The following is a 21,392-nucleotide window of genomic DNA, read 5'->3' as shown; positions in this document are numbered from 1 at the left end:
TCATCCGGACTCCGGGGACCTTCGGTCCCTCAGAGGGGCCAAGGTTCCCCTTCCCCACGTTTGCCGCACCTGACGCATCCTGGAGGTAGCACATGCCTGCCCACCGGCTGAGGGAAGGCGATCGACATGATGTGGTACGACGGCGGCTGGGGCTGGGGCGGCTGGTTCATCATGGCCATAGTCATGGTGCTGTTCTGGGCGTTGGTCATTGCCGGTGTCGTGGCGCTGGTCCGCTACCTCACAAGCGGCCATCACGGCCACCCGGGCGGCCCGCCTACCCCCTCCAATGAGGCCGGGGGCGTAAGCAGGCGGGCCGAGGATCTGCTCGCTGAGCGGTTCGCCCGTGGGGAGATCGACGAGGACGAGTACAAACGCCGGATCACGCTGCTGCGGGAGCACCGGTGAGGACGAACCGGCCGCGTGGGTTGTGGCTGGCCGTGGGGGCGGTTGCCGTGTTGGTGCTGGGTATCGCGACCACCTTGCTGCTCGCTGCCGGCGGCGGCTTCCGCGGCGGTGGGCCGGCAACCTGGCGAGGGGCGGGAGTGCAGTGCAGTGTGCCTGCGCTGAAGGGCCATGCGGTGGAGGTGACCGTGGGGGACATGGGGCCGGGCATGGTGAGCCGCCCCAACGGACGCGTCCCGAACGGCGGTCCTGGTGGACACGGCATGGGCATGATGTCGCTGCGCGCCACTCCGAGCAGTGTTCCGGCGGGCGTGGTGTCGCTGCAAGTGGCCAATGCGGGCACCCTCCCCCATGAGGTGGTCGTACTGCCTCTGCCGACGGGGCAAGCGGCGGGGGAACGCCCCACTGATGGTGATGGGCGTGTGGAGGAGGGGGGCACCCTGGGGGAGGCTTCGCGCAGCTGCGGTGAGGGTGCGGGGGAGGGCATCGCCCCCGGTGCGATGGCCTGGACGACGGTGACGTTGCCGCCCGGACGCTACGAGCTGGTGTGTAACTTCCCCGGTCACTACCTGGCGGGTATGTACGCCGAGTTGGACGTCACACGGTGAGTGCGACACGAGACCTGGCCACAAGCTGAAGGCATGCGTCCAGCACATGTGTTGCCGCCACCTGCTGCGAGTTGGCGGGCCGAGCGGCCGTAGAAAAGGCAGGAGCGCTTCCATGAGCTACGGCCGGACCGTTCGCCTCAACCGGGATTTCGCCGGCACCGTGACCGCTGTCCGCGGTGCCCTCGCCGAGCAGGGCTTCGGTGTGCTCACCGAGATCGACGTTACGGCCACCCTCAAGGCCAAGCTCGGCCATGAGATGGAGGATTACGTGATCCTCGGAGCCTGCAACCCGTCGTTGGCCCACCAAGCCCTGGAAGTCGACCGTACTGTCGGCCTGCTGCTGCCCTGCAACGTCGTGATTCGCGCGGACGGCGCTGCCACCGTGGTCCAGGCCCTCGATCCGGCCGCTATGGTCACCCTCACTGGTCTTCCCGCGCTCGAACCCGTCGCGGACGAAGCCACTCGTCGCCTCGACGCCGCCCTGGCCGTCCTCACCTGACGGATCACCGATGGTTGCGCATGGCCGTCACCCCGGGATGAGGCCCTCGTCGGAGAGCAGTTCGCGCACCTGCCGCAGACTGGTGTCCAGGCCGGGCAACACCAGGTTGGAGGGCTTGATCACCTCGTCGGGCAGTGGGGTACCGAGGCTGCGTACGGCGTTGAGCAGGGCCGACAGGGCGGTGGTGAAGGCCGCTTGGTCGCCTGCGTCGGCGGCCGACCGCAAAGGGGAGTCCAGCTCGTTGCGTCGGCAGAGGTGCTCGTCGGCGACCTCGTACTGGCCGTCGCCGAGGATCCACATGATCATGATGTGGCCTCCTGGCCCGGCGGTTTCTGCGCTACGTCGGCGCCCTCCACGGCGGGCGGGGTGGCGGACGCCGGGAGTTGTGCCTTCATCCTGGCAAGCTCGGCCTCGACGTCCTGGCCCGTTGTGGCGGCTTCGAGTTCGGCCTGGATGTCGTCGCGGCTGGCCGGGAGGGTGGCGTCCTCTCCAGCGCGCCGGAGGCGATCAGCTCGTCCAGCGCACCGGCGCGGGCCTGCATCTGCTCGGTCTTGTCCTCGGCACGCTGTATGGCAAGGCCGACATCGCCCATCTCCTCGGTGACAGTGACGGCCTCGGTGATGTGGGTCTGTGCAGACCATGCCATCCGAGCCGAGCAGCCCCTACCTGGCAGGGGCTGCTCGGAGAGAGGCTGGAAGGGAGCCGATGCACTGGGAGGACGGTCTGCCATGGGTATCGCCGGTATCAGCGTGGTGATCGCCGCCGCTGTGGTGATCACTGGGCTGGGATGGTTCTTCTTCGGTCCGCGCCGGGCTCGAACCGCGCGGATGGAGGGCGGGGTACAGCGGATCGAGGTGACGGTGCGGGGCGGTTACAGCCCCGACGTCATCCGGGTCCGCCAGGGGGTGCCCGTGGAGCTGGTCTTCGACCGGCAGGAGAGCGGGGAGTGCACCTCCCGGGTGGTCTTCCCGGACCTGCGGGTCAGCGCGGGGCTGCCCGCATACGCGCGTACGACCGTACGCGTCAGCCCTGATCGCGCCGGGTCCTTCGGCTTCGCCTGCGGGATGAACATGATCCACGGCACGCTGCTCGTCGAACGGGCCGGCGCCCCGGAGGCCCCGGATATCGCTGTCGCCGTCGGGCCGGCCGCCGTCACCACGGGTGGGTCGCCGGGAGGTGAGGGCGGGGCCGCCGAGGCGGAGGCGGCCGAGGCCGCCGAGCGGCGCGCGGAGATCACGGACCTGACCCGCAGGGTGGTGGTCGGTAAGGACGACTCCGTCGCCGCCATCGTCGCCCTCCAGCGCCTCGGGCTGGAGGTGGTCATCATCACCGGCGACAACGCCCGCACCGCCGACGCCATCGCCGCCCAGGTCGGCGTGGACCGCGTACTGGCGGAGGTGCTGCCCGAGCACAAGGCGGATGAGATCCGCCGCCTGCAGCGTGAGGGCCGCACCGTGGGCATGGTCGGCGACGGCATCAACGACGCGCCCGCCCTGGCCGCCGCCGACGTCGGCCTGGCCATCGGTACCGGAACCGACGTGGCCATCGAGGCCGCCGACATCACGCTCATCTCCGGCTCCCTCACCGGCGTCGTCACCGCAATCCGACTGTCCCGCGCCACCATGCGCAACATCCGCCAGAACCTGTTCTTCGCCCTGGTCTACAACGCCGTCGGCGTCCCGCTCGCTGCCGGGGCCCTCTACCCGCTGTGGGGCATCCGCCTCAGCCCGATGATCGCCGCCGTGGCCATGGCGGCGAGTTCCCTGTCGGTGGTCACCAACGCCTCCCGCCTGCGCCGTTGGCGCATCACGGGTTCGGCGGCGCGGTCTGGTCGCCCCAGACCGTATCCGCGGAGTCCTCACCGCGGCCGGATCCGCTGGCACCACCGTCAACCAGGAGCACACGTACGGGGCTGGGGGACGCGGAACTGAGGACGCGACGGAGTTCCTGCTGGGTACCGGCCCCGGCCGCCACCTGATGGAGCAGGTCGACGCAGCGACGCGGAACCGCGCCCGCCTGACTTGCTGACGTCGTCAGGGAGAGGCAGGCCCCCGGAGTCATGCTGGGTGCACGGGGATGTGCCGTGGCGCGTGCCCGCGGATCCTGTCCGCGATCGTTTGCTTGACTATGACCTGCATGCATGTCCGTGGCCCGTCGGGCGTTTGGACAGTCGCCCTATGCTGGCGCGCCATCCGAGTGATACTTCCTGGCCGGCGAGGGCAGGCAGTTGAAGCGGCCTTCGGCGGTTCCCGGGCCGCGCCGGGACGTGGACGCTGAGTTCCGCGGAATCCGCTCACCGTCGGCCGAGCGGGTCATCAACCGGGATGATACGACAGAGGTTGACTGTTGCGGTGGCGCCCTGTGTCTGCCAGGTCCGGCCGTCCGGCTGCACGGCGAAGCCTTCGTAGTCGCCGAGCGACTCGAGCCAGGTGCGTGCGGCCGGGCCCATGGCGAAGGCGGCGGTGGCATAGGCATCGGTGAGTGTCAGGCTGCGGCCGACCACGGTGACGGAGGCAGGGCCGTCGGCGGGGGCGCCGGTGTGCGGGTCGAGGATGTGGGGACCGCGTTCTGCGGTTCCGGATGTGGCGATGGCGAGGTCGCGGCCGGTGACCACTGCGCACAGTTCACCGGGGTGTGAGGGGTGGGCGATGCCGATGCGCCAAGGGGATCCGGGTGCCGCTTCGCCGTTCAGCTGGAGGTCGCCGCCGCCGTTCACGCAGGTGTTGCGTGCCCCCGCAGCGTGGAGAATCCGAGCCGCGCGCTCGATGGCCCAGCCTTTGACCAGCCCTGACGGGTCGAGGGTGCCGTCCGGTGTGTGACTGAACCAGCCGTCGGTGGCGCGTCCGACGCGCTCGCAGAGGTCAAGGACCTCGCTTACCTCCGACGAGCAGTCGTCGCGTCCGATCTCGCCTCGTGAGAGTCGGCTGATGATGCTGTCGTGGCGGTAGGTGGAGAACACCTCGTCGACGTGGTGCAGCCAGCCCACGGCCTGACCGAGGGCATCGGCGATGGCGGTTGTCGGTGTGTCCCGGATGTCGAAGGAGAACACGGTGCCCATCGCATGCTCGACGTGCCGCAGTCCTCGTTCGATGTCAGACACCGGCCTGGTCCAGTGCGCTCTGGAGGGACCGGATGTAGCCCGCGCTGGTGTAGCTGGCGCCGGATACTGCGTCGATGCGGGCGCTGTGGACGCTCAGTGCCTCGTGCGTCAGACGTGGCAGGGCGTAGGCGGCGATTTCCCGGTCGCGGCCGTTCTCGGACGGTGCGCGCAGCACCTTTACGGCAGTCAGCTTGCCTGCCTTGAGGGTGGCCGCGACCTGCACGGTGCCGTAGCGGGTGCTGATAGGTGCGCCGGTGTACGTGCCGTTGGCGGGGTGATTGCCCCGGTGCGGGGTGCCGGTCGGTGCCGGAGCCGATGTGGTGTCCGGTGGCGCGGCTTCGCCGGTCAGGCCGGCACTGTGGTGCGGCTTGAGGGTGAGCAGCAGGATGACCAGGGCACTGGTGGACGCGGCGGTGAGGACGGCTCGGCGCACAGGGTGACTCCTCAGAACTCGAATGACTCGTGGTGGATGTGACGGCGCGGCACGCCCGCTCCTCGTAGGGCACGCATGGCGGCTTCGGTCATGCCGGGCGGGCCGCAGAGATAGACCTCGTAGGCGGCCAGGCCCGGTATGAGGCGATTCAGCGCGCGGGCCGTGAAGGGCATGGAGTACGCGGCCGGTTCGCTGACGACGTAGTGCACGACCGCGCCGCGGGCGGCGGCGATGGCGTCGAGCTCGGCGCGCAGCGCGAGATTCTCGGGCCGCCGTGCCCGGTAGAGCAGTGTGACCTCGCCGGGGAGGGTTTCGAAGAGGGCACGCAGTGGTGTGATGCCGACGCCGCCTGCGATGAGAAGCACCTTGGGGGCTCTGAGGCGGGCCGCGGTGAGCGCACCGTACGGGCCTTCGGCCCACACCCGCGTTCCCGGCCGCAGTCGCGCGAGTGCCGCACTGTGCCCGCCGGCCGCCTTCACCGTGATGCGCAGGCGGTGGGGGAGCGGCGGCGCAGAGAGGGAGTAGGGGCTGGCGGTCCACCACAGTCCTGGTGCCAGAAAGCGCCAGCGGAAGAACTGGCCTGGCTGCGCGCCCAGTTCGGCCAGGTGGTGACCGGTGAGATGGACCGAGACCACGCCTGGTGCCTCCTGGCGGACGTCGGCGACGCGGAGCCGGTGGCGCAGCGCCCGCCGCACGGGAAGCAGGAAGCGGTACCAGGCGATGAGCGCCGCCACGGCGCAGTAGAGGGTGTACCAGGCCAGTTGGGCAGGACGGTGGCCAACGAAGTCGGCACCGTTGGAAAGCTGGTGGCCGAAGGCGAGGAAGACGGCCAGATAGGTGGCGAAGTGGAGGTAGTGCCACGTTTCGTAGCTCATTCTGCGGCGCGCCGCCCGCGCCGAGACGATCCCGGTGGCGATCAGAAGCAGAAAGGCCGCCGTCGCTTTGAGCATGTCGGGATAGTTGAGGACGAGATCGCTCGTCTCGCTCACCACGTTGTGGTGTGAGGCCAGCGAGTACCCCCAGATGATCAGCAGGGTGTGGGCGAGGACAAGGGAAATGGTGTACCGGCCGCCCATCGCGTGCCAGCGAGCCAGGCAGTCCGTTCCCAGGCGGTGATCCAGCAGGGGAACCCGGGCCATCAGCGCGACCAGCACCGCGCAGGCATATCCGGCGAGCAGGCCGGTGATCCGGCCGGCACCGGTCAGCCAGTCCGCGGGGCCCACCACCGATGTGGTGCCGGTCCACCACAGGCCGAGGACGCCGGCGGCGCCCGCCCAGATGACTCCCTGGGCCAGCAGCGGTGTGAGGGACGGTGGCAGGCTGCAGGATGCACCGCGGCGGATGTGCGAGATGGTGCTCATGTGGCTCCCTTTCCGAGGTGGGCGCCAGCGTCGCAATGCAACCTCTGAAGAACCTCTGAGCATCGCGACGACTCCGCACCGCGCGGGGAGCCCAGAGCAGGGTTCATAGGAAACTCAGAGCAAGCTCTTAACCTTCGCGCCCCGGAGGACGGGGGATGCTGGACAGACCATGAACACTCACCGCCCCACTGCCCATCTGCGAAGCGACGACGGCTCGCCGATGCGTGTCCTCGTGATCGACGACGAGGCGGACCTCACCGAGGTGCTGTCCGGCGTTCTGTCCGGCGAGGGGTGGCAAGTCCGCACCGCGGCCGACGGAGGCACGGCGCTCGCCGTGGCGCGGACCTTCCGCCCCCACGCCGTCGTCCTGGACTGGATGCTGCCCGACATGGACGGCCTGCGAGTGCTGCACCTCCTGCGCCAGGAGCTGGAAACGGTCCCTGTCCTCTTCCTGACCGCCCGAGACGCCGTCGAGGACCGTATCGCCGGGATCACTGCGGGCGGCGACGACTACGTGACCAAACCGTTCAGTTTGGAAGAGGTGCTCGCCCGACTGCGTGGCCTGCTGCGCCGGGCCGGCATGACACGGGAGACGGACGGTGATCGCCTGGTCGTCGGGGATCTGGTGATGGACGAGGAGGCCAGGGAGGTTATCCGCGCGGGCGAACTGATCGACTTGTCTCGTACGGAGTTCGAACTGCTGAGATTTCTGATGCGCAATCCGCGGCGGGTGCTGTCCAAGGCACAGATCCTCGACCGCGTCTGGTCCTATGACTTCGGCGGCCGGTCACATGTGGTCGAGCTCTACATCAGCTATCTGCGCAAGAAGATCGACGCAGGCCGAGCCCCGATGATCCATACGGTCCGCGGCGTCGGATACGTCCTCAAGCCGGAGTTGTCATGACCTGCGCCCCCAATGCCCGGGCCTTTGTGAAACGGCTGCTCCCGCGCACGCTGCGCAGCCAGCTCACCGCGGGGCTCGTCGCGCTCCTGGCGCTCGCGTGCGTGGCCGTGGGGGTGACCACGGTCGTCGCGCTCGACGGCTTTCTGGTGCGCCGCCTGGACCAGCAGCTCGCCGCGTCCGCCGGCCGGTTCGCGGTGAGTCTGGAACACGAGGCGCGGCCGGACGCCGACAACCGGCCCGATACCCGCGGCCAGTCGGAGGGCACCTTCGGCGCACGGCTGCTGCGCGGCACACCGACGCAGGCAGCCGTCGTCCGGCGGCAGACGGATGCCACGGTGCCGCTCACCGTCACCGACCGCCGGGCTCTGGCGGGCCTGCCCACCGACGGCACCGGGCACGGCATCCGCCTGTCCGCGCTGGGCCGGTACCGCGTCAACGCCGTAGTGGGGGACGACGGCGATGTGCTGATCACCGGCCTGCCGCTGCACCCCGTCGAGGAAACCGTGCACCGGCTGGAAGCGGTGGAGACGGCGGTCTTCGGCGGGGCACTCGTGGTCACCGGCGTGCTGGGGGCGCTCTGGGTGCGGCTGTCGCTGCGACCGCTGCGGCGCGTGACCGCCACGGCCGCGAGCGTGGCGGAGCTGCCGCTGGCCAGTGGTGAGGTGGCCATGCCGGCGCCCGTGCCGGTGGCCGACCCTCGCACCGAGGTCGGCCAGGTGGGCACCGCCCTCAACCGCTTGCTCGGCCATGTCGGAAACGCCCTGGAACGCCGTCAGGCGAGCGAGGAGCGACTGCGCCACTTCGCCGCCGACGCCAGCCACGAGCTGCGGACCCCGGTGGCCAATGTCCGCGGTCACGCAGAACTCGCCCTACGCCACAAGGGGCCCGTGCCCGGCGAGGTACGGCGTGCCCTGGACCGTATCCAGTCCGAGTCGGAGCGGATGAGCCGTCTGGTGGACGACCTGCTGCTGCTCGCCCGCATCGACGCGGGCCGTGCTCTGGAGCGGAAGCCGGTGGATCTGACCCGACTCGTACTCGATGCCACCGATGACGCACGGGCGGCCGGGCCCGACCACCGGTGGTTGCTCGACCTTCCTCAGACGGCGGTGACCGTGGCCGGGGACGAACACCGGCTCCACCAGGTCATCGGCAACCTTCTCGCCAACGCCCGTACCCACACCCCGGCCGGCACCGAGGTGACGGTACAGCTGGTGAGTGGCGAACAGGGCACTCGGCTGACGGTTTCGGACGACGGCCCCGGTATCCCCGAAGAACTCCGGCCCGAGGTTTTCGGCCGCTTCGTGCGGGCCGATCACAGCCGTTCGCGTACCGCTGGCAGCACCGGCTTGGGTCTTGCGATCGTCCAGGCGGTGGTCATCGCGCACGGTGGCACGGTCACCGTGACGAGCCGTCCCGGGGGCACGACGTTCGAGGTGACATTCCCCCCGGACCCGAGCGACGCCGGCTGACCACGGGTGAGCAGCAGGACTGTCGGCCGAGCGGCCTCGAAGCGGGTGGTCATCCCTTGAGCACTCCCATGGGGACGCGCCGGACTCCTCGGCCGACCGGCTGCGGAAGGGACCGGCTGGCCCCTGTCCGGCGGGGCCCGGGGCATTCCAGGCTGAAGGTGTCACAACGGCCGTGTGGCGCCGGTCCGGGTATCCAGGAGGCATCATGCTGAACACCCCGCACATCGTCCGTGACGTGATGACCAAGACGGTAGCTGCGGTCGACCGGGAGGAGCGGTTCAAGGAGATCGTCGAGACCATGGAGCGGTGGAAGGTCAGCGCGCTGCCGGTGCTGGCGGGGGAGGGCCGTGTGGTCGGAGTGGTGTCCGAGGCGGATCTGCTGCCGAAGGAAGGGTTCAGGGAGGCGGATCCCGGTCGTCTGGAGCAGCTGCGGCGGGTCGACGACGTGCGCAGAGCGGAAGCGGTGACGGCGGGAGAGCTGATGACCAGCCCTGCTTTGACCGTGCGAGCCGAGGCCACGCTCTCCCAGGCCGCGCGGACCATGGCACGCGAGTCCGTCAAACGGCTGCCGGTGGTGGACGGGCACGGTCTACTCCAGGGGATCGTCAGCCGTGCCGATCTGCTGAAGGTGTTCCTGCGCTCGGATGAGGACCTCGCGGAGGATGTCCGCCGGAACATTCTGGGTGAATTGTTTGCGGCGCCTGCCAAGGATCTGCAGGTCACGGTCGTGGACGGGGTGGTCACGCTCAGCGGGCGAGTCCGGGACACCTCCCTCATGCCGGTGGCGGCACGGCTGGTGCGGGCGGTCGAGGGGGTGGTTGATGTGGAGTTCGACGTGACCGGCCCGGATCCCGCACGGACGGCGCCGCCGAGTGTGGACCGGCGTATCTGACCGCGTGGCCCGGATCCAATGGAGCGGCCTCCACCATGAAGCCGATGCCGACGAGTACGAGGCGGGTGGCGGCGATGGAGCATCCCTTGGTCGTGGGGACCGACGGATCGGATTCTGCTTTTCGGGCGCTGGAGTGGGCGGCGGACGAAGCAGCGCTTCACGGCCTCCCCCTGCGGGTCGTCTACGCCTCCCGGTGAGCCTGGCGCCTCAGCGTTGCAGGTAGCGGGCTCGTCCCGCCTCCAATCGGGCGATGGGCACGCGGTAGGGCGAGCAGGAGACGTAGTCCACCCCAGCCGAGTCGAAGAAGCGGATGGAATCTGGGTCGCCGCCGTGTTCGCCGCATACGCCGACGGGCAGGCCGGGGCGGGCGGCGCGGCCCTCTTCGAGTGCGAGGGTGACCAGGCGGCCGACTCCGTCGAGGTCGAGGGTTTCGAAGGGGGAGGTGTCGCAGATTCCCTCCGCGAGGTAGGCGGGGAGGAAGGACGCCTCGGCGTCGTCCCGGGAGAGGCCCCAGGTGGTCTGGGTGAGGTCGTTGGTGCCGAGGGAGAAGAAGTCGGCGTGCCGGGCGAGGGCGCCGGCGGTCAGGGCGGCCCGGGGAAGCTCGATCATCGTGCCGATCGGGCAGTGCACGTCGATGCCGGTGGCTGTGGAGACTTCGGTGAGTGCTGCGGTGACGTCGTCGCGTGCGCGGGAGAGTTCCCTCGCGGTGGCGACCAGCGGGATCATGATCTCGGCGCGTGGCTCGCCGCCGTCGCGCCGGCGTCGGGCCACGGCCTCGCCGATGGCCCGCGCCTGCATGGAGTACAGACCGGGTGTCACCAGCCCGAGCCGGACGCCGCGCAGCCCCAGCATGGGGTTGTGTTCGTCGAGGCGGGTGACGGCGTCGAGCAGGCGTACGTCGTGCGGGTCGGGTGTCTTCCCGGTCGCTCGCCGCGTTGTGATGCGTTCAGTCAACTCGGTGCGGTCCGGGAGGAATTCGTGCAGTGGTGGGTCGAGCAGGCGGATGGTCACCGGCAGTCCGTCCATGGCGGCGAGGATGCCGGTGAAGTCTTCGCGTTGCAGGGGGAGCAGGTCGTCCAGGGCCTGTTGGCGGTCTGCTTCGGTTGACGCCAGGATCATTTCCTCGATGAGGTGTCGGCGCTCGCCGAGGAACATGTGCTCGGTGCGGCACAGGCCGATGCCGCTCGCCCCGAAGCGCCGGGCGCGGGCCGCGTCTTCTGGTGTATCGGCGTTCGCGCGGACGTCCATGCGACGCCTGTGGTCGGCACGCTCCAGTGCATGCGCGACCGCGGCGCTGAGAGCGGCGGTCTCCTCGCCGTACTCGAAGTAGCGCATCACGTCGGACTCCACCAGCGGCAGCGCCCCCAGGTGTACGGCGCCTGTGGTGCCGTCGACGGAGATCACCGTGCCTTCGCTCACCCGGGTGCCGTCGGCGCTGGTGAAGGCGCGGTCCGGCACATCGATGGTCAGCGTCTCGGTGCCGCAGACGCAGACCCGCCCCATGCCGCGTGCCACCACGGCCGCGTGGCTCGTTTTGCCGCCGCGGCCGGTGAGCACCGCGCGTGCCGCGATCATGCCGGGCAGGTCGTCCGGGCTGGTCTCCCGCCGGACGAGGACGACGTTCTCTCCGAGGCCTGCCCGGCGTACTGCCTCGGCCGAGTCGAAGACCGCGGCACCGACCGCTGCGCCGGGCGAGGCGGGGATGCCGACCGCGAGCGGCGGTTCGGCCTCGGTGACGTCGAACCGGGGGAACATCAGCTGCCCCAGCTGCTCGCCGGTCACCCTGCCCAGCACCTCGTCCGGCGTGATCACGTCCTCGTCGATGAAGTGGGCGGCGATGCGGAAGGCAGCCTCCGCGGTGCGTTTGCCGATCCGGGTCTGGAGCATCCACAGCTTTCCGCGTTCGATGGTGAATTCGGTGTCGCACAGGTCCCGGTAGTGCTTCGTGAGGGTCAGCAGACAGCCCTGCAGCTGATGGAACGACGCCGGGTCGATGCGCTCCAACTCCTGGAGCGGTATGGCGTTGCGGACACCTGAGACGACATCCTCACCCTGGGCTTTGGGCAGGTAGTCGCCGTAGACGCCCTCGTGGCCGGTCGCGGGATCGTGGGTGAAGGCGACACCGGTTCCGGAGTCCGGGCCGAGGTTGCCGTACACCATGGCCTGGACGGTCACTGCGGTGCCCAGGTCCTCGGCGATGTGCTCGCGGCGCCGGTAGACCTTGGCGCGTTCGCCGTTCCAGGACCGGAAGACGGCACGCACGGCACGGCGCAACTGCGTCGCCGGGTCCTGTGGGAACTCCTCGTCCGCCGCCCGGATGATCTCCTTGAACTTCTCGACGACGAGAGGAAGTTCGCTCGCCTCCGGGTGGCGGGCCAGTTCCGAGGTGAAGAGGCGAGGGGCCACTCCCAGCACGGTGGCGCCGTACATCTGAAGCAGCCGACGGTAGGAGTCCCAGGCGAAGTCGGCGTTGCCCGATACTTCGGCCAGGCCGCGCACGGTCGTGTCGTTGAGCCCGACATCGAGGATCGTCTCCATCATGCCCGGCATGGAGTGCTGGGCTCCGGACCGGACGGAGAGCAGCAGCGGGTCGTTCGGGTCTCCGAGACGGCGGCCCATGGCCTCTTCCAGGGCAGCGAGGTGCTCACACAGCTCGGTGGTGAGCTGTTCCGGTTCGCTGCCGGTGGTGAGGAAGGAGCGGCACGCCTGGGTGGTGATGGTGAACCCGGGGGGAACAGGCAGGCCCATCCGGGTCATCTCCGCGAGGTGAGCGCCCTTGCCGCCCAGCAGATTGGCCATGGCCTGTCCACCGTCGGTGAAGTCGTACACATAGCGGATCATGAGCGTGAACCTTCTTCGGGCGGTCGGTGGTGGAATGCGGGTGCGATCAGTCGTGGGGGACGACGGCGACCGGGGCCGGGCAGTGGTGCAGGACGGCGTGGGCGATGTGTCCGATGCGGAACGGTGCCGCCTTCGAATAGGGGGTGCGACGGCCGATGACGACGAGGCCGGCGTCGGCAGCGGCGTCCAGCAGGTGGTGTGCGGGCTGCCCGATCACGGCTTGCTCCACCACATCCACCGCCGGATACCTCTCGCGCCACGGCAGGAGCGCCTCGTAAAGGGCTTTCGCCTCCTCGGCCTCGATATCGGCTGCCCAGCTCGTATACGGGCTGATGCTCTGTACGCCGTAGTAACCCGGGGGGTTCCAGCCGTGCACCACCAACAAGGGGGAGGCTCGCAGCACCGCTGCGTCGAAGGAGAAGCGGATCACTTCGTCGCAGGGGCGGCCGAGGTCCAGGCCGACGACAACCCGTCGGCCAGACATGACTGCCGGCCTCTGTCCGGGATGCTCGCCCTCGTCCGGCCGCGGGCCACGGACCAGTACGACGGGATGCTCGACGTGCGCGACCGTGGCCAGCGCGACGGAGCCGAGCAGGAATCCGGCGAGCCCGCCGACGCCGACGGTGCCGATCACCAGGAGCTCGGCTTCTCGGGCCGCCGCGCACAGCATTTCCGGAGGCGGGCCGGTGAGGAGGTCTGCCGTGATGTCGAGGTCCGGGTAGCGGTGGTGCAGCTGGGTGGTGACCTCACGCGGTACCCCCTCGGACCAGCGGCGGGCGGCCTCCGGCCCGGCAGGCGGTGCATGTGCAAAGGGCTGCCACTCCCAGGCATGAACGAGCCGTAGCGGCACGCCCCTCAGCTGTGCTTCCCGGGCACCCCAGTCCGCGGCGGCGAGGCCCGCAGGCGATCCGTCCACACCGACAGTCACAGGGCGCGTCATGGCGTACCTCCAGTGAGAGCGAAGGCGTCGTTCGTTTCACACGCTGCTCGGCGTGGACAGTTCAGGGGAGGGGCCGCAGGGCCTCTTCACGGGCCGACCGGCCCAACAGAGCGCCATGTGCAACGGCGCGCGGACGCGAAGGGACGAGTACGTGGCATGTCCTGGCCCGGCCGAACGGCGCTGGTTGGGGCCGTACGGCCCCTGCCCGGCGCGGACGGGCGACAGCAGGCTGGAAGTGTCGCATCGGCCGTGCGACGGCCCGTCCCGTCCCGAGGAGGCGTCATGGAGCACACTCCGCACACCGTCAGCGATGTGATGACCCAGACCGTGGTCGCGGTCGGACAGGAAGCGCCGTTCAAAGAGATCATCGAGACCATGGAGCAGTGGAAGGTCAGCGCTCTGCCCGTGCTTGTGGGGGAGGGGCGGGTGATCGGCGTCGTCTCCGAAGCCGATCTGCTGCCGAAGGAAGAATTCCGGGAGTCGGAGCCGGACCATATGCAGCAGCTGCGACGGCTGGACGATGTGCGCAAGGCCGGTGCACTGACGGCGGGAGAGCTGATGAGCTCGCCAGCCCTGACGGTGCACGCCGGTGACACCATTGCCCAGGCGGCGCGGACGATGGCCTTCAAGTCTGTGAAACGGCTTCCCGTGGTCGACAACGCAGGACTGCTGCAGGGCATCGTCAGCCGCTCCGACCTGCTGAAGGTCTTTCTGCGCTCCGACGAGGACCTGGCAGAGGAAGTACGTACGGAGATCGTCGGCCGGCTGTTCGGCGACTCCTCGGAGGACCTGGAGGTCACCGTCACCGACGGGGTGGTCACCTTCCATGGCACCGTCCGCGACACCTCGCTCCTCCCCGTTGCGGCCCGCCTGGTGCGGGCGGTCGAGGGCGTCGTGGACGTGGCGTTCGATGTCACGAGTGCCACTCCTGCCCGGACGGGGCCGCCGGTGGTGGGGCCGCAACTCTGAGCGGCCCTGGGGGCGACGGGCAGGCACGGGGCAGGGCCTGTCGGTCGCTTCGGAAGCTCCGGACGGCCCTCGTGCGCCAGGGGCACCACAGCCCCATCGTGAGAAGTCAGGGCCCGGCAGGAGGGCATCCCGATGACACGCACTGCATCTCGTAGGCAAGAGGTATGCGCACTGTTGGCCGACGGAAGCACGGTCCGGTTGCGCCCGGCGTGCCCGCAGGACCGCGGACAGGTGCTCCGGCTCTACGAGGAGATGTCGGCCGACAATCTGCGCAGCAGGTTCTTCGCGGTGAGCCGCCGCTCCGGCGAGCAGGCCGCGGACAGGCTCTGCGCGCCATCCGATCCCGGACACCGCACACTGGTCGCGGTGCACGGTGACCGGCTGGTCGGCGTCGCCGAGTACGAGACGGTCGACGATCCCACCTCCGCCGAGATCGCCCTGGCGGTCGCCGATGACTTCCACCACCGAGGCGTCGGCACCCTGTTGCTGGAACACCTCGTCCACACCGCCCGCGAGAACGGGATCGCGGCCTTCACCGCCGATGTGCTCGCCGACAACCACCTCATTCACAAGGTCTTCGCAGACCTCGGCCTTCGGGTCACCCGGCAGTTCGACGGCTCCACGGTGCGCGGCATCATCCGGCTCGCACCGGATGAGCGTTACCTCTCGGCACTGGACATCCGGGGCCGTACCGCCGACACCGCGAGTCTGCGGCCGCTGCTGCGCCCCGGCTCCATCGCGGTGATCGGAGCGGGCACCCGGCCCGGTTCGGTCGGGCGGGCCATCCTCCACCACCTGCGCGAGGCACACTTCGCCGGGTTGCTCTACGCCGTCAACCCGCATGCGCACGCCGTGTTGCGCGTCCCGGCGTACCCGTCCATTGCCGATCTTCCCCACCTGCCGGACCTCGCCGTCGTCGCCATACCGGCCTCCGGTGTACCCGAGGCCGCGGTCCAGTGCGGCAGGGCCGGTGTCAGAGCGCTGGTGGTCGTGACGTCCGGTCTCGACGAGCGGCAGAGTGCGGAGCTGACCGCGGCCTGCCGCCGCTGGGACATGCGGATGGTCGGCCCCAACTGCCTGGGCATCGTCAATACCGAAGAGCCGGTCCGCATGGACGCGACCTTCGCCGTCACCAAGCCCCTGCCGGGCACCGCCGGGGTCGCCGTGCAGTCCGGAGGTGTCGGCATCGCGCTCCTCGACGGACTCTTCCGCCTGGGCATCGGCATTTCCAGCTTCGTCTCGCTCGGCGACAAACGCGATGTCAGCAGCAACGACCTCCTGCAGTGGTGGGAGTGTGACGGCCGAACCGATCTGGCGCTGCTGCACCTGGAATCGTTCGGCAATCCCCGTGCCTTCTCCCGCACGGCCCGGCGCGTCGCGCGCGGTATGCCGCTGCTGACGGTCGACGCCGGGCGCTCCGCAGCGGGCCGCCGCGCGGCCGCCTCCCACACCGCGGCCGCGGCGACCCCGACGATGACCCGTGGGGCTCTGTTCTCCCAGGCCGGCATCATCGCCACCCGCACCCTCGGCGAGCTGCTGGACACCGCGGCCCTGCTGCACTCCCAGCCGTTGCCCGCAGGAACACGGGTAGCCGTGGTCTCCAACGCCGGCGGGGCCGGAGTGCTCGCCGCGGACGCGTGCGTGGACGCGGGACTGACCGTCCCCGAGCTGCCGGCGGATCTCGTGGGAGAGCTGCTCGCCATGCTTCCGGGAGGCGCCGGCGCCGGAAACCCCGTCGACACCACGCCGGCGGTGAGCGTGGAGACATTGAGCGGCTGCGTCGATCGGCTGGCGCAATCCGGAGCGGTCGACGGCGTCCTGGTCGCCCTGGTGCCGACCGCACCGGCCACGGCGGTGGGCACCGATCTGGTCACCGCGCTGACGACCCGGCCGCCGGATGCCCGCACGGGGGCGCCTGTCGTCGCCGTGGTGCTCGATCAGGCGGAACATGTCCGGCTGCTCCCGACCGAAGACGGACGGACTGTGCCTTCCTACGGCGAACCGCAATCGGCGGCGCGAGCCCTTCACCATGCCGCCGAACGCGCACGCTGGCTGGCCAGGCCGCAGGGCAGTGTGGTGGAGTCGGCGGGCATCGACTCTTCGGGGGCACGCGCTCTGGTGGAAGCATTTCTCGCAAGGGAGCCGACGGGCGGCTGGCTGGATGCGCGAGCGACCGACCAACTCTTCGCCCGCTACGGTATTACCCGGCTGCGCCAGGCATGCGCCGCCACTGAGCAGGAAGCCGTCGATGCCGCCGTACGGCTTGCGGGTCCCAGCGGCGGTGTGGTGCTCAAGGCCCAGGGGCCCGAGCTCGTCCACAAGAGCGAGCGGGGTGCCGTTCTCCTCGACCTGCACGGCGAGCAGCAGGTACGGGCCGCCTACCGTGACCTGACGGCCCGTCTCGGGGTGGCCATGTCCGAAGTCCTCGTCCAGCCGATGGCTGCCCCTGGCACGGAACTGCTGGCGGGCGTCGTCCAGGACGAAGTCTTCGGCGCCCTGGTCCTCTTCGGCCTCGGCGGCACCACCAGCGAGCTGCTCGCCGACCACGCGGCGCGCCTCGCCCCGCTCACCGACACCGACTTCCACGAACTCCTCATCGCCCCGCGCTGTGCACCGCTGCTGTTCGGCTACCGGGGCAGCAGCCCGGTCGATGTCGACGGTCTGGAGGCCCTGCTGGCACGCCTTTCCCGGATGGCCGACGACCTTCCCGAGGTTGCCGAGGCCGAATGCAACCCGATCATCGCCAGGCCCGACGGCATCACCGTCGTTGACGCCCGGGTCCGCCTGCTGCCACGCCGCGCCCCTGATCCCTATCTGCGCAGGCTTCCCTGAGGCACGGACACGAGCTGAGAGCGAGGCCGAGATGAAGCGTCGACGGGTCGGGAGCGTGATGACCGACGATGTCATCAGTGCGCTCAGCGGGACGCCGGTTGCTGACATAGCGCGGTGGCTGGCGGAGTACGACATCAACGGTCTGCCCGTGGTGGATGCCGAGGACAGAGTGCTGGGAGTCGTCTCTGCGACGGACCTGAAGCGCACTCAGCGAGCGGCATCCGTAGGCGACGTGCTCACCGCCGGCGCTGTGATGTCCACGCCGGCTCGTACGGTCCGTGCCGACGACTCCGTGGTCCGTGTGGCCCGCCTCATGAGTACAAGCGGCATGGAGCGGCTGCCTGTGGTGGATGAGGAGGCCCGGCTCGTCGGCATGGTCACCCGGCGCGATGTGCTGCAGATCTTCGCCCGTCCGGACGCGGACATCGGCGACGAGGTGACCGACGACATCGTGGTGCGGGCGCTGTGGCTGGGCCCGGAGAGCGTGGACGTCTCCGTGACCGACGGTGTGGTGACCCTCAGCGGATGCCTGGAGACCAGTGGCGCGGTAGCCATCGCGGTATGGATGACGCAGCAGGTCGACGGCGTCACAGGAGTGGTCAATCGACTCACCTCTCAGCATGAGGCCCCGTACCGACAGCCTGCGTAACCGCGGCCATGCCGTTCTGATCCGGACGGCCTCCGTGCCTTCGCCGTGGCGGTGCTCGGTGCGGAAGAGGCGGCCCAGCCCTCCGGCGACGATGCGCATGCGCCGCGATTCAGGGCTGCTGGTGCCGCCACTGGGCGTCCGTGTCTTCCCACTCCTTCTCCCACTGGGCATAACGTCGGCGGTTCAGCAGGACGACCCCGACCTTGTCCGCACCGAGGAGCAGCAGACCGGTGGTGGACGCGGCAACCGCGCCGACCGCGACGCTCTGGGCGAGGGAGTCCACAGGGGTGGTGGGATCCCGCAGCAGAGATCCGCTTCGGTCGAGCCAGGCAGTGGTGTGATCGCCGGCCCGCCGACCCGGCGCGACAGCCGTTTCTCCGGTGCGGACCGTGCCGTCCGTGGCCTTCCATCGCACCGTCGCGTGGACCCGGCCACTGCCGCCGCCCGTGGAATCAATACCGATGCGAGCGGGGGAATCTTCTGTGAGCACGGCGGACACGCGCGTCCACGCGCGGCTCTGCCGCTGGGACGCGGCGTCCACCGCGCTCGCGGCCGCTACACCGGCGGCAGGGGCCATCCCTGCGATCAGGACCACAGTGGCCAGGAGCATCCAGGATTCCGCCACGTCCGTGCCGCGCTTCAGCGGGTTCCGCAGCCATCGCCAGCGGATCTTCGTCAGAGGCATGACGCACCCCTTTCGCCGGTCCTTCGACCTTGGCACGCCTGACGGGTGGGGGTGAGGGGCCGAATGGCCCCACCAGGAGGCGGCTGGGGGCCGCCGACGCGGCGGGCGCGGGACCGTTCGGCTCTGGCGAGCACATCAGGGACGGCTCACGATGGGGGGAGGCGGGGGCCGACGTCGTACCCCGGGCCGGAGGGCACCATGACCGACGCAGAGGCATTCTCACCGCAGCGCCCGATCCGCGTGTTCCTGCTCGACGATCACGAGGTCGTCCGTCGCGGTGTGCAGGATCTGCTCGATGCGGAGCCGGACATCGAGGTGGTGGGCGACGCCGGTACGGCGAGCCATGCGCTCGCCCGCGGACCGGCGCTCCGGCCGGACGTGGCGGTGCTCGACGTACGGCTGCCGGACGGCGACGGGGTCTCCGTCTGCCGGGAGCTGCGCTCGCGCATGCCAGGTCTGGGCTGTCTGATGCTCACCTCGTTCGACGACGACGATGCGCTGCTCGACGCCATCATGGCCGGTGCGGCGGGCTACGCGCTGAAGGAGATCAAGGGGGCAGATCTTGTCGCGGCGGTGCGCACGATTGCCTCCGGTCGTTCGATGCTCGACCCGGCGACGACGTCGCGGCTGATGAGTACGCTGCGCGGCGACGACTCCGACGAGGAGCCCCAGGCCGATGCGCTGTCGAGCCTCTCGCCACGGGAGAGGGAGATCCTCGGCTTGATCGGCGAAGGGCTGACGAACCGGCAGATCGGCAAGCGGCTCTATCTTTCCGAGAAGACCGTCAAGAACCACATCTCCCGCCTACTGGCCAAACTTGGTGTGGAGCGGCGCATCCAGGCCGCCGTCCTCGCCAGCCAGGCAGCCCCGGGTGCGGCAGCCGGCAGGTACCACGACTGAGGCGTGGGGCCCGGATGCGCGTTATGTCAGGGGCAGCGGTACGCGCCACACCACGCGCGCCCCGCCTGCCATCGGCGCCTCGATCGCCAACTCGCCGCCCAGACTTTCCGCCCGCTTGGCGAGGTTGTTCAGGCCGCTGCGTCGACCGCCCTCCGGGATGCCGACGCCGTTGTCCCCGACCGTGAGCGTCAGCCGCTGGTCGCGGACGACCAGGGACACGTCCGCGGAACTGGCGTGAGCATGCCGCGCGGTATTGCACAGCGCTTCGTCGAGCGCGGCCAGCACGTGCTCGGCGATCTCCCGCGGCACGTCCGTGTCGATGAGTCCCTCCATGAGGAGTGACGGCGTGAAGCCCAGAGCGCGGGCCGCCCGTTCCACCGCCGTGACCGTGCGGACCCGCAGGCCGTGCGAGGCCCGGACGGAGTCGGGGGCTCGGAGCCCGAAGATGGCGGACCTGATGATCTTGATGGTCTCGTCCAGATCGTCCACCGCCCGCAACAGCCGCTGGCTTGCCTCCGGGTGATCGACGAAACGCAGCGCGCTTTGCAGAGTCATGCCGGTGGCGAAGAGCCGTTGGATGGCCAGATCATGCAGGTCACGCGCGATTCGCTCATGGTCCTTGAGCAGAGCCAACTGCTCGGCGTCCTGGCGCCGGTCGGCCATCTCCATAGCGAGCGCTCCCTGACCTGCGAACGTCAACAGCGGCGCGGTCTGCGGCTCGGTGAACGGGTCGCGGCCGCGGAGCCGGGCCAGCAACAGGACACCGCGCACTCGATCGTCGGTCATCATCGGAACGGCCACCGCGGGACCCAGCCCCATCCACCGGGGCGGACCGGTGGTGATCCTGGGATCGTGCTCGACGTCGAGACTGATCAGGGGGCTTCGGGCGACGAGGGCTGCGCCGACGAAGGATCCGTGGTGGGGAAGGACCAGGCCGCGGTGGGAATCGGCATCCACACCGACAGCGAACGCGACACTCACGTTGTCGCCGTCGATGGGCAACGCCAGCACACCGAGATCGGCGGAGAGAATGCGCACAGCGTGGTCGACGATCATTTCCAGGACGTCGGTCTCGCCCGCCCCGGGCAGCAGCCCGGCGACGATCTCGCCGGAGGCCTCCAGCCACCTCTGCCGGTAGCGGGCTTCCTCGTACAGACGGGCGTTCTCGATGGCGACACCGGCCGCCACTGCCAGTGTCGACAGCACGGTCTCGTCCTCCGTGTCGAATTCCCTGCCGCCGCGCTTCTCGGTGAGATAGAGATTGCCGAAGACCTCGTCGCCGACCCGGATCGGCACCCCGAGAAACGAGTGCATCGGCGGATGGTGCGGCGGCAGCCCGTACGACGAAGGGTGCGCGCTCAGTTCGGTCAGACGCAGAGGCGCCAGGTGGCGGATCAGTTCACCCAGAATTCCGTGGCCGGCCGGAAGCGGACCGATGGCCTTGGCCTCCTCCTCGGAGATCCCGGCAGTCAGGAACTGGGAGAGCCGGGTGTCATCCCCGATCACGCCGAGCGCCCCGTATTCGGCGTCCACGAGCACGACCGCAGCTTCGACGATGCGACGCAGTACCTGCGGCAGCTCCAGCCCCCTGCCCACGGACATCACCGCTTCGAGCAGCAGATGGGGCGACCCGCCGGGGCTCCGTTTCACCGTCTGGAGGTGCTCTTGCAGCTCGTCAGGCAGGGCGCTCAGGGGCAGGCGCGCTGCTCCGGTTCCGCCAGGTCTCTCGTCAGCCACGACACTTCCTCCGCGAGGACTGCCCGGGGCGCGGTCACACTTCCACGGTAGTGACCGCGGACGGACGAGCACGTCGAAGAGAGGTGAGCCTCGCCGACCGAAGCCGGTGCGGGCGGAGAAGAGAACGAAGAGCAGGGGTTGCGGAGACAGAAAAGATCAACGAACTCGTGG

General features: G+C 69.8%; 19 protein-coding genes and 2 pseudogenes. 12 read left to right on the top strand and 9 right to left on the bottom strand.

What is annotated here, in order from left to right; translation table 11 throughout:
• The first annotated feature begins 126 nt into the window (after positions 1–126).
• The 3 genes from QT196_RS01790 to QT196_RS01780 all read left to right on the top strand — a co-directional run bounded on the left by QT196_RS01790 (position 127) and on the right by QT196_RS01780 (position 1,509).
• Positions 127–405: a hypothetical protein gene (locus tag QT196_RS01790; protein WP_290354172.1), complete on the top strand. Its 279-nt coding sequence runs from the start codon at positions 127–129 to the stop codon at positions 403–405.
• A gap of 149 nt (positions 406–554) precedes the next feature.
• Positions 555–1,010 carry a sulfocyanin-like copper-binding protein gene (locus QT196_RS01785; protein ID WP_290354171.1) on the top strand — a complete coding sequence of 152 codons (456 nt, stop codon included), beginning with the start codon at positions 555–557 and terminating at the stop codon, positions 1,008–1,010.
• 112 nt (positions 1,011–1,122) lie between these two features.
• Positions 1,123–1,509, top strand: coding sequence for a DUF302 domain-containing protein (locus tag QT196_RS01780; protein ID WP_168476926.1), 387 nt, complete (start codon positions 1,123–1,125; stop codon positions 1,507–1,509).
• A 27-nt stretch (positions 1,510–1,536) separates the two neighbouring features.
• Here QT196_RS01780 and QT196_RS01775 read toward each other — a convergent pair whose 3' ends face one another.
• Positions 1,537–1,815, bottom strand: coding sequence for a hypothetical protein (locus QT196_RS01775; RefSeq protein WP_168476924.1), 279 nt, complete (start codon positions 1,813–1,815; stop codon positions 1,537–1,539).
• Positions 1,812–2,143 (bottom strand): annotated as a pseudogene (locus QT196_RS01770) (PspA/IM30 family protein); the annotation flags it as partial. The pseudogene QT196_RS01770 and the gene QT196_RS01775, both read right to left, overlap by 4 nt.
• A 94-nt stretch (positions 2,144–2,237) precedes the next feature.
• Here QT196_RS01770 and QT196_RS01765 point away from each other — a divergent pair.
• The gene (locus QT196_RS01765; RefSeq protein WP_290354170.1) at positions 2,238–3,440 is read left to right on the top strand and encodes an HAD-IC family P-type ATPase; all 1,203 of its coding nucleotides are present in this window, start codon (positions 2,238–2,240) and stop codon (positions 3,438–3,440) included.
• A gap of 362 nt (positions 3,441–3,802) precedes the next feature.
• Here QT196_RS01765 and QT196_RS01760 read toward each other — a convergent pair whose 3' ends face one another.
• The 3 genes from QT196_RS01760 to QT196_RS01750 are packed head-to-tail and all read right to left on the bottom strand — an operon-like array spanning position 3,803 to position 6,403.
• Positions 3,803–4,609 carry an FAD:protein FMN transferase gene (locus QT196_RS01760; RefSeq protein ID WP_290354169.1) on the bottom strand — a complete coding sequence of 269 codons (807 nt, stop codon included), beginning with the start codon at positions 4,607–4,609 and terminating at the stop codon, positions 3,803–3,805.
• Positions 4,602–5,042: an FMN-binding protein gene (locus tag QT196_RS01755; protein WP_266735446.1), complete on the bottom strand. Its 441-nt coding sequence runs from the start codon at positions 5,040–5,042 to the stop codon at positions 4,602–4,604. Before QT196_RS01755 ends, QT196_RS01760 begins: the two co-directional genes overlap by 8 nt.
• An 11-nt stretch (positions 5,043–5,053) precedes the next feature.
• Complete coding sequence (locus QT196_RS01750; protein ID WP_168476916.1) at positions 5,054–6,403, bottom strand: ferric reductase-like transmembrane domain-containing protein; 1,350 nt, start codon at positions 6,401–6,403, stop codon at positions 5,054–5,056.
• Positions 6,404–6,572: 169 nt separating this feature from the next.
• On the opposite strand from QT196_RS01750, the gene QT196_RS01745 reads away from it, so the two are divergent.
• The 4 genes and pseudogenes from QT196_RS01745 to QT196_RS01730 all read left to right on the top strand — a co-directional run.
• A complete protein-coding gene (locus QT196_RS01745) occupies positions 6,573–7,307 on the top strand; it encodes a response regulator transcription factor (protein ID WP_290354168.1) in 735 nt (244 codons plus the stop codon).
• Between the two features lie 26 nt (positions 7,308–7,333).
• On the top strand, positions 7,334–8,776 hold the full coding sequence (locus tag QT196_RS01740) for a HAMP domain-containing sensor histidine kinase (protein ID WP_290356597.1): 1,443 nt from the start codon (positions 7,334–7,336) through the stop codon (positions 8,774–8,776).
• 205 nt (positions 8,777–8,981) lie between these two features.
• Positions 8,982–9,668, top strand: coding sequence for a CBS domain-containing protein (locus QT196_RS01735; RefSeq protein WP_168476912.1), 687 nt, complete (start codon positions 8,982–8,984; stop codon positions 9,666–9,668).
• 74 nt (positions 9,669–9,742) lie between these two features.
• Positions 9,743–9,859: pseudogene (locus QT196_RS01730) on the top strand (universal stress protein); the annotation flags it as partial.
• 16 nt (positions 9,860–9,875) lie between these two features.
• On the opposite strand, the gene ppdK reads toward QT196_RS01730, so the two are convergent.
• Positions 9,876–12,509, bottom strand: coding sequence for a pyruvate, phosphate dikinase (gene ppdK / locus QT196_RS01725; protein ID WP_290354167.1), 2,634 nt, complete (start codon positions 12,507–12,509; stop codon positions 9,876–9,878).
• 46 nt (positions 12,510–12,555) lie between these two features.
• Positions 12,556–13,449 (bottom strand): universal stress protein, encoded by an 894-nt coding sequence (locus tag QT196_RS01720; protein ID WP_211117266.1) that lies wholly within the window; start codon positions 13,447–13,449, stop codon positions 12,556–12,558.
• Positions 13,450–13,731: 282 nt separating this feature from the next.
• On the opposite strand from QT196_RS01720, the gene QT196_RS01715 reads away from it, so the two are divergent.
• The 3 genes from QT196_RS01715 (at position 13,732) to QT196_RS01705 (ending at position 17,899) form a co-directional block, all read left to right on the top strand.
• Positions 13,732–14,418: a CBS domain-containing protein gene (locus QT196_RS01715; RefSeq protein ID WP_168476906.1), complete on the top strand. Its 687-nt coding sequence runs from the start codon at positions 13,732–13,734 to the stop codon at positions 14,416–14,418.
• Positions 14,419–14,550: 132 nt separating this feature from the next.
• Positions 14,551–17,250, top strand: coding sequence for a bifunctional GNAT family N-acetyltransferase/acetate--CoA ligase family protein (locus QT196_RS01710; RefSeq protein WP_290354166.1), 2,700 nt, complete (start codon positions 14,551–14,553; stop codon positions 17,248–17,250).
• 58 nt (positions 17,251–17,308) lie between these two features.
• Positions 17,309–17,899, top strand: a complete 591-nt coding sequence (locus tag QT196_RS01705) for a CBS domain-containing protein (protein ID WP_266735456.1) — start codon at positions 17,309–17,311, stop codon at positions 17,897–17,899.
• A 109-nt stretch (positions 17,900–18,008) separates the two neighbouring features.
• Here QT196_RS01705 and QT196_RS01700 read toward each other — a convergent pair whose 3' ends face one another.
• Positions 18,009–18,584, bottom strand: coding sequence for a hypothetical protein (locus QT196_RS01700; RefSeq protein ID WP_290354165.1), 576 nt, complete (start codon positions 18,582–18,584; stop codon positions 18,009–18,011).
• Positions 18,585–18,782: 198 nt separating this feature from the next.
• Between QT196_RS01700 and QT196_RS01695 the strand changes: the two genes are divergently transcribed.
• Positions 18,783–19,484: a response regulator transcription factor gene (locus QT196_RS01695; RefSeq protein ID WP_168476900.1), complete on the top strand. Its 702-nt coding sequence runs from the start codon at positions 18,783–18,785 to the stop codon at positions 19,482–19,484.
• Between the two features lie 21 nt (positions 19,485–19,505).
• Here QT196_RS01695 and QT196_RS01690 read toward each other — a convergent pair whose 3' ends face one another.
• The gene (locus QT196_RS01690; protein WP_282189792.1) at positions 19,506–21,155 is read right to left on the bottom strand and encodes a GAF domain-containing protein; all 1,650 of its coding nucleotides are present in this window, start codon (positions 21,153–21,155) and stop codon (positions 19,506–19,508) included.
• Between the last annotated feature and the right edge of the window lie 237 nt (positions 21,156–21,392).

The organism is Streptomyces sp. P9-2B-2 (assembly GCF_030406865.1).
Lineage (GTDB): Bacteria > Actinomycetota > Actinomycetes > Streptomycetales > Streptomycetaceae > Streptomyces > Streptomyces platensis.
This window is presented reverse-complemented; position numbering and strand designations above follow the sequence as displayed.

Coding starts and splice junctions, on each gene's coding strand:
- QT196_RS01750 (WP_168476916.1), bottom strand. CDS start 6,403: ATGAGCACCATCTCGCACATCCGCCGCGGTGCATCCTGCAGCCTGCCA.
- QT196_RS01710 (WP_290354166.1), top strand. CDS start 14,551: ATGACACGCACTGCATCTCGTAGGCAAGAGGTATGCGCACTGTTGGCC.
- QT196_RS01695 (WP_168476900.1), top strand. CDS start 18,783: ATGACCGACGCAGAGGCATTCTCACCGCAGCGCCCGATCCGCGTGTTC.
- QT196_RS01720 (WP_211117266.1), bottom strand. CDS start 13,449: ATGACGCGCCCTGTGACTGTCGGTGTGGACGGATCGCCTGCGGGCCTC.
- ppdK (WP_290354167.1), bottom strand. CDS start 12,509: ATGATCCGCTATGTGTACGACTTCACCGACGGTGGACAGGCCATGGCC.
- QT196_RS01715 (WP_168476906.1), top strand. CDS start 13,732: ATGGAGCACACTCCGCACACCGTCAGCGATGTGATGACCCAGACCGTG.
- QT196_RS01705 (WP_266735456.1), top strand. CDS start 17,309: ATGACCGACGATGTCATCAGTGCGCTCAGCGGGACGCCGGTTGCTGAC.
- QT196_RS01780 (WP_168476926.1), top strand. CDS start 1,123: ATGAGCTACGGCCGGACCGTTCGCCTCAACCGGGATTTCGCCGGCACC.
- QT196_RS01790 (WP_290354172.1), top strand. CDS start 127: ATGATGTGGTACGACGGCGGCTGGGGCTGGGGCGGCTGGTTCATCATG.
- QT196_RS01775 (WP_168476924.1), bottom strand. CDS start 1,815: ATGATCATGTGGATCCTCGGCGACGGCCAGTACGAGGTCGCCGACGAG.
- QT196_RS01735 (WP_168476912.1), top strand. CDS start 8,982: ATGCTGAACACCCCGCACATCGTCCGTGACGTGATGACCAAGACGGTA.
- QT196_RS01745 (WP_290354168.1), top strand. CDS start 6,573: ATGAACACTCACCGCCCCACTGCCCATCTGCGAAGCGACGACGGCTCG.
- QT196_RS01700 (WP_290354165.1), bottom strand. CDS start 18,584: ATGCCTCTGACGAAGATCCGCTGGCGATGGCTGCGGAACCCGCTGAAG.
- QT196_RS01765 (WP_290354170.1), top strand. CDS start 2,238: ATGGGTATCGCCGGTATCAGCGTGGTGATCGCCGCCGCTGTGGTGATC.